Below are 13,859 nucleotides of genomic sequence, written 5' to 3'. Positions count from 1 at the left end.
GATTAAGTAAAAATAAATAACCATTTAGGTTCAACATAACGAGGCGTTCACATGACAACACACAACACTCCTTTATATTTAATCAGTGCATTAGCACTTGCAGTAAGCCAAGGCATTAATGCTCAAGAAGCAGAAACAACTCAGCCAGAAGCATCACAAAACAAAGGACTTGAAACAATCGTTGTAACCGGTGTTCCACGCCGTACAACAATTATGGCTTCAAGCGTATCAGTAAGCAGTGTATCGCTTGAACAAGTTCAAGTTTCAACACCTCGCTCTACCGCTGAAGCATTTAGAATCATTCCGGGTATACGTTCAGAATCTACTGGCGGTGAAGGTAACGCAAACATTGCAGTTCGTGGTCTACCGGTTGCATCAGGTGGCGCTAAATTTTTACAGTTACAAGAAGACGGTTTACCTGTACTGCAATACGGTGACATCGCTTTTGGTAATGCTGATATTTTTATGCGCCTTGACAACACGGTACAAACGGTTGAGTCAATCCGTGGTGGTTCAGCGTCTACAGCAGCAAGTAATGCACCGGGCGGTATCATCAACTTTATCTCTAAAAACGGCGAAAACGAATCGGGCAGCGTTGCAACCACTGTTGGCCTAGATTTTGACAGTGTACGTACTGATTTTGAATACGGTACTTATTTAACTGACAGCGTTCGCTTTCATGTAGGTGGCTTTGTACGCCAAGGTGAAGGCCCACGTGAAACAGGTTACACATCAAATAAAGGTGGTCAAATAAAAGCTAATTTGACTAAAGATTTCGAAAACGGCTATGTGCGTCTTTACTACAAACACTTAGACGACAAAAGCGTTGGTTACCTTCCAATGCCAATGTACTCAAATGGTGATTCAGTTCCAGGGTTTGATTCTCAGTCAGATACACCGCATTCAGCACTGTTCACTAAAACAGTTCGCTTAAACGGTCAAAACCAAATTAGCAATGGTGACATTCGAGACGGCATGAACCCAAATGTTGATTCTATTGGCTTTGAAGCTGTATTCGACCTAGACAACGACTGGCGTATTGAAAACCGTTTCCGTAAGTCATCAGTTAGCGGAAACTTTAATTCTGTTTTCCCTGCTGAAGTAGGTGATGCATCAGCAATGGCAGAAAGCATTGGTGGAGCAGGAGCAACACTGAGCAATGCAAACACAGGTGACGCATTCAATGGCGATTTAGCTATGCGTATCCATACGTTTGACGTAACAATGAATGACTTTGACTCTATTGTTAACGACTTTAAACTAACAAAATCGTTTGACGATGACACAAGCCTTACGTTTGGTTACTACGCATCAACGCAAAACATAGCGATGTCGTGGTTGTGGAACTCTTATGTTATGGAGCTCAAAGGTGACAATGCCGCACTGTTAAATGTAACGGCTGCCGACGGCACTGAGTTTTCAGAAAATGGTTTATACGCATACGGCACGCCATTTTGGGGTAACTGTTGTCAGCGCGACTACGACACTGAATACGACACACGTGCACCTTATGTTGCGTTCTCAACTAAACTTGGTGACTTAAGCATTGATGCAAGTGCCCGTTACGACAGCGGCGAAGCACGCGGTAACTACGCAGGAGCAGTAACCTCTACTGTTGACATGAACCGTGATGGTGTTATTTCAGTACCCGAGCAGAATGTTGTCGGTATTGATCATGCTAACTCAAGCCCAGTAAATTACGACTGGAGCTACTCTTCTTACTCAATTGGTGCTAACTACCAAATAGACCCTAGCCTTGCAACATTTGCACGTATCAGTAAAGGCGGACGTGCAAACGCTGATCGTCTTTTATTTGGTAAAGTACGCACAGATGGCTCAGTAGCTGATGAAGATGCAATTGATGAAGTAAATCAATTTGAGTTTGGTGTTAAAAAGCGTTTTGACTCGCTATCGGTATTCGCAACAGCGTTCTACGCAGAAACTGAAGAACAAAACTTTGAAGCAACATCACAAAAGTTCTTCGACCGTGAATACGAAGCCAAAGGTATTGAGATTGAATCAACGTACTTCATGGATGCGTGGGATTTTCGTGGTAACTTGACGTGGACTGATGCTGAAATTGCTAAAGATGCGCTATCTCCTGACGTTGTAGGTAACACACCACGCCGTCAAGCGGATTTAATTTACTCACTAATGGCTCGCTACAGCTATGAGAAAGGGGCAGCAGGTCTGAGCTTTATTGGTACAACTGACGCTTACGCTCAAGATAATAACGACCTTAAATTCGATGGTTACACACAGGTAAATGGCTTTGTAAGCTACGACCTATCTGAAAACCTTAGCCTAGCACTGAATGTAAATAACCTATTTGACACAGTCGGTATTACAGAAGCAGAGGAAGGCTCTGTACCAGCAAACGATATTATACGCGCACGTACAATTAATGGCCGTACAACATCACTAACGCTTAAATACGCATTTAACTAACCGAGTCTGAGTGTGTTAAGCGCTGAAATGCAGTTTTATTTCAGCGCTTTATTCCTCGCTTAACTCACACTTTATTACTCTCCCTTACATTTAACCTAGCATTGCTAGGTTTTTTAGGATTTATAACATGACCAAATTACTTAGCCTTGGCGAGCTGCTTATTGATATGTTGCCACAAGACTCACACAACACAGCGTATTTACCTATTCCTGGCGGCGCACCTGCAAACGTAGCAGTCGGTTATGCAAAGTTGGGCGGAAACGCAGCTTTTTGTGGTGGTATGGGTGATGATTACTTTGCAAAACAACTTACTGACGCGTTAAAGCAATATAATGTCGGCACCGAGTATTTATTCACTATAGAAAATGCGCAAACAGCGATGGTTATTGTCAGCTTAGATGAAACTGGCGAACGCAGCTTTAATTTTTACCGCCATAACACCGCCGACCTACTCCTTGCTCCTGAACATTTACAGCAAATTCAGTGGGATGAAATAAGTACCCTACACTTTTGCTCAAATACGCTAACAAGTATTGCTATTGCAAGCACTACATTGAGCGCTTTAAAACAAGCAAAAATTCATAATAAACTTGTTAGCTTTGACGTAAATTTACGATACAGCCTTTGGCATAATATTCGTGATATTGAGCCTAATGTGCGTGCCTGCTACGCCCATTGCGACATTATAAAACTGTCACGTGATGAGTTAAATTTTTTAGCAGAACACACCAGTCAATCAGGTGATGAATATTTACAATCGCTATTAGAGTTAGGTGTTAGTTTAATTTTCTTAACCGATGGACCCGAGCCTGCCACTGTTTACCATAAAAAGTTTAACGTTAGTGAAGCTGCACCGATTATTAATGCAATAGATACAACCAGTGCCGGAGACGCGTTTATTGCAGGTGTGTTATATCATTTAAATCATTACAACGAGACGCTATTACCAATCGACAAACTCAATAATAAACAAGTAATTAAAGACGCATTAAGTTTTGGCCTTCGTTGTGGCTCAAAAGCCTGTTTATCAAAGGGTGCTTTTCCTGCATTGCCCGTTTTAGACGATGTACTTTGAGCTAACACACCCTGCAACATTTTAAAAATTAATCTAAAAAAGCCCCTGTAGATAAATACCTACAGGGGCTTTTTTAACTATTGTTAATCTGAGTGCTATAAAGCAAGCTCTTCTTTAGCGCGCGTTAAGTTATGCGATACCATATCGTTGTTAGATAGTTGTTTTGCTTCGTATAGGTCAGCAAGGCCGGCCGTTTCGTTTTTAGCTTTTAGGCGCGCTACACCACGATTGCTTAATGCAAATGATGTAAGCTGACGAACTTTAAATTTAGGGGCATCGGCATCTTGTAATAGTGCAATTGCTTTAGTACAAATTTGTTCTGCTTCAGCATAGTTTTTTGACTTAACATTAAGTGCACAGCTATTAAAAGATTGCTCAAGTGGCTGCGGCGCGGTTTGCGCTTCAATAACCATTAATTTGTAATCACTTTGATCAGCCATTGCAGCAGCTGAACATGTTAATAGTGAGCCAAGAGCGATAGTTTTGATAAGTGTTTTCATGGTCATAATCCTGTTAAGTTAAGTCGTGCTTGTTGCCGACAACTGAACTTTAGAGGATCCCTATAAAACCGACAAACGATAAAAACAAAACTAATAAGTGAAGAAATCTAACCTATAGACTTTAGTCTAATAACACTAGCCTAAACCCAAAATAATAGGCCCATTTAAAACTAGTGTTCAAGCCAATCAATTGCCGCAGTGGCATTTTCAAAGTAAGCCATTTCACCACAAATAATACGATTCCCAATGTTTGCAGCGGTTGCTTGCCATGTTTTATTACCGTAAATAGCTACTTTACTTAGCGCTTTATTATGCTTTATCCCTAAATTCAAATCGTCAAATATCGATTTAAAACCCACGCCCTTTAACTCAATGCCGTCTATAAATAAATTAATAATCGGGTTGTTTACCTTTAAAAGCGCGGCTTCAATTTTAGGGGTAATTGCATTGTAATCAGCGTGCTTTAAATTACCCACTGCTTTTAAGGTTATAAAAATTTCGCGTCCAGCGCCTTCTATATCAAGTGTTAAACTAGGAGTTAAATTTGCCATTAAATTTGCTCATTCTTATAGTAAGTTTTGAGCATAAAGCACTTTATATTAATCAATGATGAAGCAAATCAACAAAAACCGTATTTAAGCAGAGCTTAAGTTAGTTAAGCTTGCTGCACTCTCGCAATTTGGTTATCTACATCGTTTAAATGCCCTTCTTTAACCCATAACTTAGCACCCAGCTTGCCTGCTTTTGCTAAAACATTAGAATTTACAGGCGTACGCAACCAGCTACTTTTTTCAAGCAAATCTTGCCCTTCTGTTACGGTGCCTTCAATTACTAACAACTCAGCTCCGCACTCAGCATCTAAAACAAACTGCGCATTAGGCGCTAAATGGATTAAGCTAACTTCCTCAAACTCATCTTTGTATAAAGGTGTTACCGCAACCCCTTGTTGTGTTGAGTGTTCAACGCTGCCCATAAAGTGAGTTTGCAACCGAACGTGTGTTCTATCCTGTGGCTGAAACTGCCAAAGCTTAACAAAAATAATACATCCCTCTTTTGAACCCGGCTTATGTTGTGATTGCGGCGGGTTTCTGATGTACGAGCCAGCAGGAAAATCGCCATGTTCATCCTGAAAAACACCTTCTAACACAACAAACTCTTCCCCGCCGGTATGAACATGTGGCGAAAACTCACTACCTGGTGCATAACGAACAATACTCGTTGCACGCGCAACCTCATCGCCGATGCGATCAAGAGGTCGCCTATCAACGCCTGCCATAGGCGATTTTACCCACGGTAATGTATTACTGTTCACCACTATACGCTGACTAAAATCGGCTGCTATTTTCATGCTTGCCCCTTAAATTTTTGTTTTGCCAATTAAACTCAATATACCGAGTTTAATTGGCCTATTGAACCCACTTTTACTTATAAGCCCGCTACGCTTGGTCGAGCTGCAACTGCTTTTTGCCACGCTAGCAAATGAGTTAAATGACTCGGTAGCGCAATGTTGGCAAACCCAGCAAACACTAATCCAGCATAAAGAGTTATATCGGCAATACTAAAATTATCGCCCGCAACAAACCTTGATTTAGCAAGTATATCGTTAAAATAATTTAAGTTAGTACGCGCCTTTTCACCTTGCTTTTCGCCCCATGCAATATTTTGATATGTTTCAAGCTCTGGGCCTAATCCATCAGTAGCATGATGAAAATACGTTGCAACAGCATCAAGTACCATAGACTCAGCACGTTTTTGCATCATATTTATTACTGCCCGCTCTTTTGCCGAAATACCCATCAATGATGGTCCTGTAAAAGCAGCATCAATATATTCAGTAATTGCTGTGCATTCTGATATAAATGTTCCGTCATCAAGCTCTAATACTGGCACACCAGCTAATGGGTTTTTAGCTATAAAAGCCTCTGTCCGGTGTTCACCATTAAGCAAGTCAACCGCAATAAATTCAACTTCAGTTGTCGCATTTTTTTCTGCTAGCGCAATACGAATGCGAAGCGGGTTTGGAAAGTTTTCTACATCATAAATTTTCATTGAGTGTGACCTTTTTTAATTTACCTATCTACTGATAGGTATTTATATTCTTTATACCAAACTAAGTCAAACTTTAAAATAACTACATAAGCAGAGTATTTGCTAACCGAATGAAACTTAATATTTTATTTATAAAAATATTAAGGCTTGAAAATAACTACCTACTGGTCGATAATTTTATGGTCAACAATAGGATGAAGATGTATGAGCAAAAAAGAGGCCCTACTCAAAGCGGCAGAGAATAGAGTACGCCTAGGCGGATACAGCAATTTTAGCTTTAGAGAACTTGCTAACGAAGTAGGTATAAAAAGCGCCAGTGTACATTATCACTTCCCTACTAAAGCCGACTTAGGTGCAGAGCTTGCACATCAATATACTGATGCGTTTTTGCTTTCATTAGGGGAGCCCGCTGAGTTAAAAGCGCAAGGTAAAAACCCTATCGACTTTTATACGTCGCTATTTAGAGGCGCATTGGTGACCGATAAAAAAATGTGCTTATGCGGTTTACTTGGCGCCGAGAGTGACAGCTTACCTGAAAAAGTACGTGAAGAAGTAAAGCGCTTTTTCACTCAAAATTTAACCTGGCTAAGCGCAGCGCATTCGGTCAACGGTGAAATAAACCCACAAAAAGCAGCTATTCAAACGGTAAGTATGCTTGAGGGTGCGATGATGATCAGTAAAACACTCGACGATCACAGCTACTTTGATTTAGCAACGCGAGACAGTATTTAACCAGACGATTTGACGAATAAAAAAGCGAGCTTAATTAGCTCGCTTTTTAGTTTTACACGGAAATTATTTAAACTGCAGGGCTCGCTTTATGCTTAGCATGCACAATGGCAAGTATGATCAGACCAATCACCGCGACCCCTGCACCGATAGGTTTACCTAAATCGCTCGATAAGTTAAAACCAATTGCAGCTGTTGTGATATACGACAAGGTCACAGCCGTTGCAATAACCGCAGGTATACTCGCAATCCAATGAAAGGTGCCACGGTCAAACAAATACTTAGTAGCAAGCCATAGTACACTGGTAGAAAGCAACATATTTGAAAACGCAAAGTAACGCCAAATTAATGAAAAATCCAATTTGGTCATAAAGTAAGCAATAGTTAGAATAGGTAAAGCCAACAACAGGCGATTACGTATACTTTGCGGAATATTAAAGGCATCAACTACCGTTAAGCGCAGTGAACGAAATGCGGTGTCGCCTGAGGTAATAGGGAAAACAGCAACCGCAATAATTGCCATAATACCGCCAAATACACCTAAGTAACTATTTGCAATATGGTTTACAACTAAGCCTGGACCACCTTGATCAAGCATTGCTTTTAAACCAGCATAACCTTCAGGGAAAGCCGCAATACCAGCCAATGCCCAAACACAACCAACAATGCCTTCACACATCATGGCACCGTAGTACACCGGGCGTACATATTTTTCGTTTGTTAAGCAACGAGCAATAATAGGTGCTTGCGTTGAATGAAAACCACTAATAGCACCACAGGTAATGGTTATGAATAATAGGGGCCAAGTTGGTAACCCGTCCGGGTTTGGTGCTAAAAAGTCATGCGCGTGATCGGCTTCAAAATACGCCAAAAAGTCGCCAGCAACCGGTAAATGTGGCGCGTTAATTAGTAACGACACGGCAACAGCGACTGTCATAACAATCATTAACAAACCAAAAATAGGGTAAAAACGTGTAATGATCTTATCAATTGGTAACAGCGTCGCTAAAAAGTAATAAGCCAAAATAGCCAATACCCAAAAAGTGTTATTGGCTAAAAATGTACCTTCAAATAAATTTAAGTTACTAAGTAAACCCGCTGGGCTCATTATGAATACTACACCAACAAAAAATAACAGCATTGCGGTGAAAATAAGCATAAAGCCTTTAAATACAACATTGTAATAGTGACCAGCTATTTCAGGTAAGCTTTTACCGTCTTCTTTTATACTCATTACACCTGAGAAAAAGTCGTGTACAGCGCCACCTAATACATTTCCTAACACAATCCATACAAGCGCAACCGGACCATATAAAGCGCCCAGTATAGGGCCAAAAATTGGACCCACACCCGCAATATTTAAAAATTGAATTAAAAAAGCACGAACAGGGTGAATAGCCACGTAATCAACACCTTCACTAAAGCGTTTTTGTGGTGTATCAACCGTTGAATCCATGCCTGCTTGTTTTTCTACAAATGGGCTATAAAACTTATATCCCAAAATTAATATAGTGAGGCAAATAAAAAAGATAATCATAAAGCACGTTTCTCTTTTGTATGTGTATTTAGAAGCGCAGTGTGTATCGCTTCGCATAAAGGTGACTTAATAACTTTGGAACAATATCAAAGCTATTTTTTACAGACAATTAGACGTTTAGCTAATACCTTAGTCGCAATCGTTCATGACTTGTTCAATTTATAAAGTAATTTGATAACCCGTTTAGAAACCTGACGAATACCGCTGTTTAAACGTTCAAAATGTATGTTTACCACACTATTTTTAGGCAAAAAAAAGCGGCTAAGCATATTGCTTAAGCCGCTTTCAACACACAATTTTTTTAAAGAGGACGCATAAATTCGTTAATTTTTTCATGAGTCAATGTAGGTGTAGCACCTGCACTTTCTGCAACCATAGCCCCTACCGCACAGGCAAAATCAACCGCATGCTGAGCACAATCGCTGCTACATAATTGATATATCAATGAACCTAAGAATGAATCCCCAGCGCCCACTGTGTCTACAACACTAATTAAATAGCCTGAATTGTAATAATTTTGGCCCTTAACCGTTAACAGTGCGCCGTGACTGCCTTTGGTTACACATAAATATTCAGTGTTAGTTTGCTCTGCAATAAACGCTAGATTTTGCTCAAGCGAATGGAACTTACACCCCATTGCTTTGGCAATTTCGTAAAGCTCTTCATCGTTTAACTTGATAAAATCTGCTTTATTCATTAAATCTACTAGCGTGTCTAATGTGTAATGCGGGGCGCGTAAATTTACGTCAAACACTTTAAAGTTAGCTACATCAACTAGCTGGTTTAGCGTAGCAAGTGAAGCTTCACTGCGGCCAATTAGGCTGCCAAATACAAATACATCACTGGCTTTTACTTTTTCAATAAGTGAATCAGTAAGAGTAATGTTGTCCCATGCCGTATCAGCGACTATTTCGTAGCTGGCTGAACCGCTTTTGTCTAAAGTAACTTGTACTGTGCTGGTCTTTTTGTCGTTATTAACGGCAATATAATCGCAACTAACGCCTTTTGCTTTAATTTCGCCAAGAAGCTCAGTACCTAATTCATCGTTACCTACTGCGCTTATCATGTCGGCTTTAATACCTAATGAGTTAATGCGCACACACATGTTTAATGGTGCACCACCTAAGCGTTTACCTGTTGCAAAACAATCCCATAGCACTTCGCCAAAACAACTTACGCTTACGTCTTTACCTTGTTTAGAATCAATTAAAATGCTCATTATTAGTTACCTTTAGGCTCAAGCACGTTTTTCATAATTGCTTTTATTTTGCTTGCTGGTGCGTATAACGCGTCTACATTGTTTTTGTAGTGAGACGTAAAGGCGCTTTGCGTGTTTAAATCGCCAAATAAGCTTGTTAGCGATAAAAATGCAAGGTTATCAGTCGTCGTTTTAGCAGCAGCTTCATGAAGCTCGCTTTGCATTGCATCAATTACTTCAAGCGTATTGCCTTGCTCATCTTCCCCTTTGTCGCTATAAAAACACCATGCAGCAATAACGAGTGTAGCTAGTGATACATCTCGCCCTTGCGCTAGGTTTTCGTTAATAGTGGCAATTAAAAACTTAGGTAGTTTAGCTGCACTCTCCGAACAAATACGCGATAAGCTGTCTTTAATATTAGGGTTTGCAAAACGCTCAATAAGTGTGTCTTTGTAGATTTCAAGATCAATGCCTTCTAATTGCTCTAGGTTAGGCGTTACTTCTTTATCCATAAACGCACGTAAGTACTTTGCAAATAAAGGATCTGATACTGTTTCGTCAATTGTGCCATAGCCATGTACAGACCCCAGTAAACCCAGTACTGAGTGGCCTGCATTTAATAAGCGAATTTTCATGGTTTCAAAAGGGGTTACATCTTTTACAAATTGAGCACCAGCGTTATCCCAATTTGGCCGCCCGTCACAAAATGAATCTTCAATTACCCATTGTGTAAACGATTCACACGTTATTGGCCATTCATCGCTAACACCGTAAGCATCAACAACGTAGTCAATATCACTTTGTTTAGATACTGGCGTAATTCGGTCTACCATAGCATTGGGAAACATTACATTAGCAGCAATCCATTCACTTAATGCTGCATCTTGCTCTGCGGCAAAAGCGAGTAACATTTTGCGCGTTACATTGCCATTATGTTGAATGTTATCGCACGACTGTACTGTAAACGCATTAAGGCCTTGTTCTTTACGTAGCTTCAACGCAGCTGCTATATATCCAAATGCAGTAATAGGATCGTTTGGATTATTAATGTCGTTAATTATGTCTGGGTTTGCATAATCAAACTCACCCGTTACTGGATTAAAGTTGTATCCGCCTTCAGTAATAGTTAAAGACACAATTTTAGTATCAGGGTGTGCGAGCTTATTAATAACAGCTTGTTTGTTTTCAGGCGCAAACAAAAAATCAATCATAGAACCTATAACGGTATTGTCTATTGTCCCATTTGGGTGTCTTACCGTTAATGTGTAAAGGTAGTCTTGCTGCTTTAATACATCGCGAAGTCCACGATTTGCTTCAAGCAAGCCTACACCACAAATACCCCATTGCTCAGAACCTGGCGTTTTTAATAACTCATTAATATACATGGCTTGGTGAGCACGGTGAAAACCGCCAACGCCAATGTGAACTATACCTGCTTTTACTTTACTGCGGTCGTAGCTAGGGGTGTCTACATGGCTTGGCATATATGCCAAACTTTGTTGGTTTAGCCCTTTAACATGGGCATTAGTGTGATGTTGTGTCATGGTGCGGCCTTACTAAAACAAAAATTAAAAAACGTGTAAATTACAATGCAGCATTGAGCGCTTTATGGCGTTTTAATGACCAATAAGCGGTAACAAAATAGATAACCGTACAGATGAAACACGCTATCTCAAACTGCAATTTGTTTGCGCTATATATGCTCATTGTGTCGCTAAAAAACATGACTTGGCTTGCAAATATACAAATAATGACAAGTGAAATAGTCGAAACCGCATTAAGCACTTTAGTAAACATAGAACCATCAACTACAGGTTTTGGAATGTCTTTCGCCTGCGCTGCTTGATACGCTTTAATATCACGTTGCTCTTGTTCCTCGGCAGCTATATGTTGTTTGTAGTCTTCACCAGCGCCATACTTTTTCGCTAACAGCGTGTAAACAACAATGGTAAAAAACCAGGTAGGTATAAATAAGTAATAAAACGACATAACATCTAGCGCATTTAGACCAAAGCCAAACACTAACGCTAACGCCCAAGACGCAATGGCCGGCACACTTCGAGTTATGTTTTTGTATTTAGCCCAGTAGCGCGTTAAGCCAATTTTAGGAAATAATACATGCTCGGCAAATACAATCGCCCCAACAGGCACAACCAATAAGCCAGCATAAGTAAGTAAAGGTAGCATTTGAGAAAATACGAACGGGAAACATGCAATAACTACGGTCACAATCCCTACAATAGCGGTAGTGCGCTCACGAGAGTGGTTTACAAAAATAGATTGCGCCGCAAGCCCCGCACGATAAAGGTTTGCGTTAGCAGTAGTCCAACCGGCAATAATTACAATAACAAACCCAGTCCAACCTAATGCGTGGTAAGCCACATCGCCCGGATCGAGTGATGAAATAGTTGTTTTAAGTAATACCGCAACACCTGCACCCATAATACCGGCAGAGATCCACGCTAAGTAATGACCAAAAAACATGCCTACGCCTGAGAACAAACCATAGCTTTTGCGCTTGGCGAATCTAAAAATCGCCATATCAATTAAACCAAAGTGAGTAATAGAGTTAGCAGCCCAGGCAAAACCAATTACCTGAAGTAGGCCAATTCCCTGCTCCCCTTCTGCGTTCGTACCGGTCCATATGGATGAGTCGCCAATGGTCATAAAGTCACTAAAGCTGGTTAACGTGGTTGACCCAATTACATGATTTGAAAGTTCAGGGAAAAGTGCAAACGAGCCCGCTATAAAAATAACAAATAGCCAGGGTGCACAAATTTTAGAAAAGTCAGCTACAGTAGAAAAACCATACATAGCCACAAATACAACAATAGAGCCAACGGCTAAAACAATACCCACAAACGCTAAACTATTTGGGTACCAATCTAACTGTGCAGGAATATCAAATAAAAATCGAACCGCAGTGGACGATACCGTAATCATCGCAGCCGATATAACACTAAAAATAATGACGTTAGCCCAGTTATAGAGCTTAGTCATTGAGTTACCAGCAATTTTGTTCAAATAATTATATAAACTTAAACGCGTCTCTACTGCAATTGGCGCTGTAATTAGCCACCAAGAACACATTGCTAGTAAATTACCAATTAATAAACCTAGTAAAATGTCGATTGTTGACGCACCCAGTGCAACAAATGTTGCACCAATAACAAACTCAGTGGCTGCAACATGCTCACCCGCGTATAAACCGGCAAAATGCTTCCAACCATGAAGCTTATTATTAGCAACGGGTAGTTGCTCTTCGTTTACATCTTTAAATGTGTGTGTGTGTGGACTCGTTGCCATGGTACTTCCTATTGTTTTAACACGATAATAATCACAAAAACGTGCATTTAGTTGTGTGTGCGGCTACGCACACAACCTCGAAAATTCTTAAACAACGTCATTCATGTCAGTGTGGGACTAAATCAACGCTGTTTTTATATTTTTAGGGTTGGATACATTTCATAAAACGCTTTCCAATCTGTTAAATGAGCAACCTCGGGGTATGCCTTGTGAACAAAATTAACAGCTCCTTGCATATGCCCTCCACCGCTGTAATGAAGTACTTGCATGTTTGCGGCAAGCGCCGCACTCACGCCCGCTATAGAGTCTTCTATTACCAAGCAATGGGCTGGGTTGACCCCCATTTTTTTAGCGGCGTGTAAAAATAAATCCGGCGCAGGTTTGCCATTTTTTACTTCACTTGAAGTAAACACCTCATCAAAATAATGACTCAATTTAACTACGCTTAATGCTTTTTCTGTTCGTGCAGGGCTACTACTAGTTGCTATACAGCTAGGTGTAGCTAAATTAGCCAATACCTCTTTAATGCCATCTGTGGGCATTAGGGCTGTTTCAAACTCATGTAAAAGTGCATTTCTATAATCAGCTTCAAATCGCTCTGGCAATTCAACATTAAAAGCATCAGCTATCTTTTGAGTAACCGCTTTAAAATTGCACCCTAAAAAATGTTCTTGTACATAAGCACGGTCAATAAACACCGCTTTATCAACAAGCATATCGATGAGCACTTGCGCACTTAAAACTTCGCTGTCAATTACAACGCCATCACAGTCAAAAATAACCAGTTCAATTTTAGGGTTCATTTTTTTACCTTATTGCATTTAGTTTTATGCAAACACAGACCTGAGCATAAGCCCAGAGATTGAGCATATTCTCTTTATTATTATAATATGTCAACACGTTGTGAACTTAAAAACCCGCCACATAGTTCAAATAATCAACACCTCAATAAAAAAGCTGTTGATTTTCATTAGTTTTGATTTTAGCTGTTACGACTAAAATCGCATGCCGTATTCA

12 protein-coding genes are annotated in these 13,859 nt (G+C 40.2%); 3 read left to right on the top strand and 9 right to left on the bottom strand.

Annotation, left to right across the window (positions count from 1 at the left end):
* Positions 1 to 51 precede the first annotated feature (51 nt).
* Together PMAN_RS17365 and PMAN_RS17360 are read left to right on the top strand one after the other, a co-directional pair.
* Positions 52 to 2,448, top strand: a complete 2,397-nt coding sequence (locus PMAN_RS17365) for a TonB-dependent siderophore receptor (RefSeq protein WP_010556840.1) — start codon at positions 52 to 54, stop codon at positions 2,446 to 2,448.
* 127 nt (positions 2,449 to 2,575) lie between these two features.
* Entirely contained in the window at positions 2,576 to 3,523 is a 948-nt protein-coding gene (locus PMAN_RS17360) for a carbohydrate kinase family protein (RefSeq protein WP_010556841.1), read from the top strand.
* 95 nt (positions 3,524 to 3,618) lie between these two features.
* Here PMAN_RS17360 and PMAN_RS17355 read toward each other — a convergent pair whose 3' ends face one another.
* The 4 genes from PMAN_RS17355 to PMAN_RS17340 all read right to left on the bottom strand — a co-directional run bounded on the left by PMAN_RS17355 (position 3,619) and on the right by PMAN_RS17340 (position 6,072).
* Positions 3,619 to 4,023 (bottom strand): hypothetical protein, encoded by a 405-nt coding sequence (locus tag PMAN_RS17355; RefSeq protein ID WP_006792633.1) that lies wholly within the window; start codon positions 4,021 to 4,023, stop codon positions 3,619 to 3,621.
* Between the two features lie 170 nt (positions 4,024 to 4,193).
* Positions 4,194 to 4,574, bottom strand: coding sequence for a SpoIIAA family protein (locus tag PMAN_RS17350; RefSeq protein WP_010556842.1), 381 nt, complete (start codon positions 4,572 to 4,574; stop codon positions 4,194 to 4,196).
* 104 nt (positions 4,575 to 4,678) lie between these two features.
* Positions 4,679 to 5,371 carry a cupin domain-containing protein gene (locus PMAN_RS17345; RefSeq protein WP_010556843.1) on the bottom strand — a complete coding sequence of 231 codons (693 nt, stop codon included), beginning with the start codon at positions 5,369 to 5,371 and terminating at the stop codon, positions 4,679 to 4,681.
* Positions 5,372 to 5,448: 77 nt separating this feature from the next.
* Complete coding sequence (locus PMAN_RS17340) at positions 5,449 to 6,072, bottom strand: glutathione S-transferase family protein (RefSeq protein ID WP_008128566.1); 624 nt, start codon at positions 6,070 to 6,072, stop codon at positions 5,449 to 5,451.
* A gap of 204 nt (positions 6,073 to 6,276) precedes the next feature.
* Between PMAN_RS17340 and PMAN_RS17335 the strand changes: the two genes are divergently transcribed.
* A complete protein-coding gene (locus PMAN_RS17335; protein WP_010556844.1) occupies positions 6,277 to 6,804 on the top strand; it encodes a TetR/AcrR family transcriptional regulator in 528 nt (175 codons plus the stop codon).
* 67 nt (positions 6,805 to 6,871) lie between these two features.
* On the opposite strand, the gene PMAN_RS17330 is transcribed toward PMAN_RS17335, so the two are convergent.
* The 5 genes from PMAN_RS17330 to PMAN_RS17310 all read right to left on the bottom strand — a co-directional run bounded on the left by PMAN_RS17330 (position 6,872) and on the right by PMAN_RS17310 (position 13,645).
* Positions 6,872 to 8,338 (bottom strand): carbon starvation CstA family protein, encoded by a 1,467-nt coding sequence (locus PMAN_RS17330; protein ID WP_010556845.1) that lies wholly within the window; start codon positions 8,336 to 8,338, stop codon positions 6,872 to 6,874.
* 301 nt (positions 8,339 to 8,639) lie between these two features.
* Entirely contained in the window at positions 8,640 to 9,557 is a 918-nt protein-coding gene (locus tag PMAN_RS17325; protein ID WP_010556846.1) for a carbohydrate kinase family protein, read from the bottom strand.
* Positions 9,558 to 9,559: 2 nt separating this feature from the next.
* Positions 9,560 to 11,080, bottom strand: a complete 1,521-nt coding sequence (locus tag PMAN_RS17320; protein WP_010556847.1) for a mannitol dehydrogenase family protein — start codon at positions 11,078 to 11,080, stop codon at positions 9,560 to 9,562.
* 40 nt (positions 11,081 to 11,120) lie between these two features.
* Positions 11,121 to 12,842: a purine-cytosine permease family protein gene (locus PMAN_RS17315; RefSeq protein WP_010556848.1), complete on the bottom strand. Its 1,722-nt coding sequence runs from the start codon at positions 12,840 to 12,842 to the stop codon at positions 11,121 to 11,123.
* 134 nt (positions 12,843 to 12,976) lie between these two features.
* Complete coding sequence (locus tag PMAN_RS17310; protein WP_010556849.1) at positions 12,977 to 13,645, bottom strand: HAD family hydrolase; 669 nt, start codon at positions 13,643 to 13,645, stop codon at positions 12,977 to 12,979.
* Positions 13,646 to 13,859: the final 214 nt, after the last annotated feature.

The sequence above is a fragment of the Pseudoalteromonas marina genome (assembly GCF_000238335.3).
GTDB lineage: Bacteria > Pseudomonadota > Gammaproteobacteria > Enterobacterales > Alteromonadaceae > Pseudoalteromonas > Pseudoalteromonas marina.
Note: the sequence above shows the minus strand (reverse complement) of the source record. Positions and strands in the feature narration are given on the sequence as shown.

What these genes read in the sequence shown, in the direction of transcription:
- PMAN_RS17365 (WP_010556840.1), top strand. Translation starts at nt 52, where the DNA reads ATGACAACACACAACACTCCTTTATATTTAATCAGTGCATTAGCACTT.
- PMAN_RS17310 (WP_010556849.1), bottom strand. Translation starts at nt 13,645, where the DNA reads ATGAACCCTAAAATTGAACTGGTTATTTTTGACTGTGATGGCGTTGTA.
- PMAN_RS17330 (WP_010556845.1), bottom strand. Translation starts at nt 8,338, where the DNA reads ATGATTATCTTTTTTATTTGCCTCACTATATTAATTTTGGGATATAAG.
- PMAN_RS17360 (WP_010556841.1), top strand. Translation starts at nt 2,576, where the DNA reads ATGACCAAATTACTTAGCCTTGGCGAGCTGCTTATTGATATGTTGCCA.
- PMAN_RS17345 (WP_010556843.1), bottom strand. Translation starts at nt 5,371, where the DNA reads ATGAAAATAGCAGCCGATTTTAGTCAGCGTATAGTGGTGAACAGTAAT.
- PMAN_RS17340 (WP_008128566.1), bottom strand. Translation starts at nt 6,072, where the DNA reads ATGAAAATTTATGATGTAGAAAACTTTCCAAACCCGCTTCGCATTCGT.
- PMAN_RS17320 (WP_010556847.1), bottom strand. Translation starts at nt 11,080, where the DNA reads ATGACACAACATCACACTAATGCCCATGTTAAAGGGCTAAACCAACAA.
- PMAN_RS17315 (WP_010556848.1), bottom strand. Translation starts at nt 12,842, where the DNA reads ATGGCAACGAGTCCACACACACACACATTTAAAGATGTAAACGAAGAG.
- PMAN_RS17325 (WP_010556846.1), bottom strand. Translation starts at nt 9,557, where the DNA reads ATGAGCATTTTAATTGATTCTAAACAAGGTAAAGACGTAAGCGTAAGT.
- PMAN_RS17350 (WP_010556842.1), bottom strand. Translation starts at nt 4,574, where the DNA reads ATGGCAAATTTAACTCCTAGTTTAACACTTGATATAGAAGGCGCTGGA.
- PMAN_RS17335 (WP_010556844.1), top strand. Translation starts at nt 6,277, where the DNA reads ATGAGCAAAAAAGAGGCCCTACTCAAAGCGGCAGAGAATAGAGTACGC.
- PMAN_RS17355 (WP_006792633.1), bottom strand. Translation starts at nt 4,023, where the DNA reads ATGAAAACACTTATCAAAACTATCGCTCTTGGCTCACTATTAACATGT.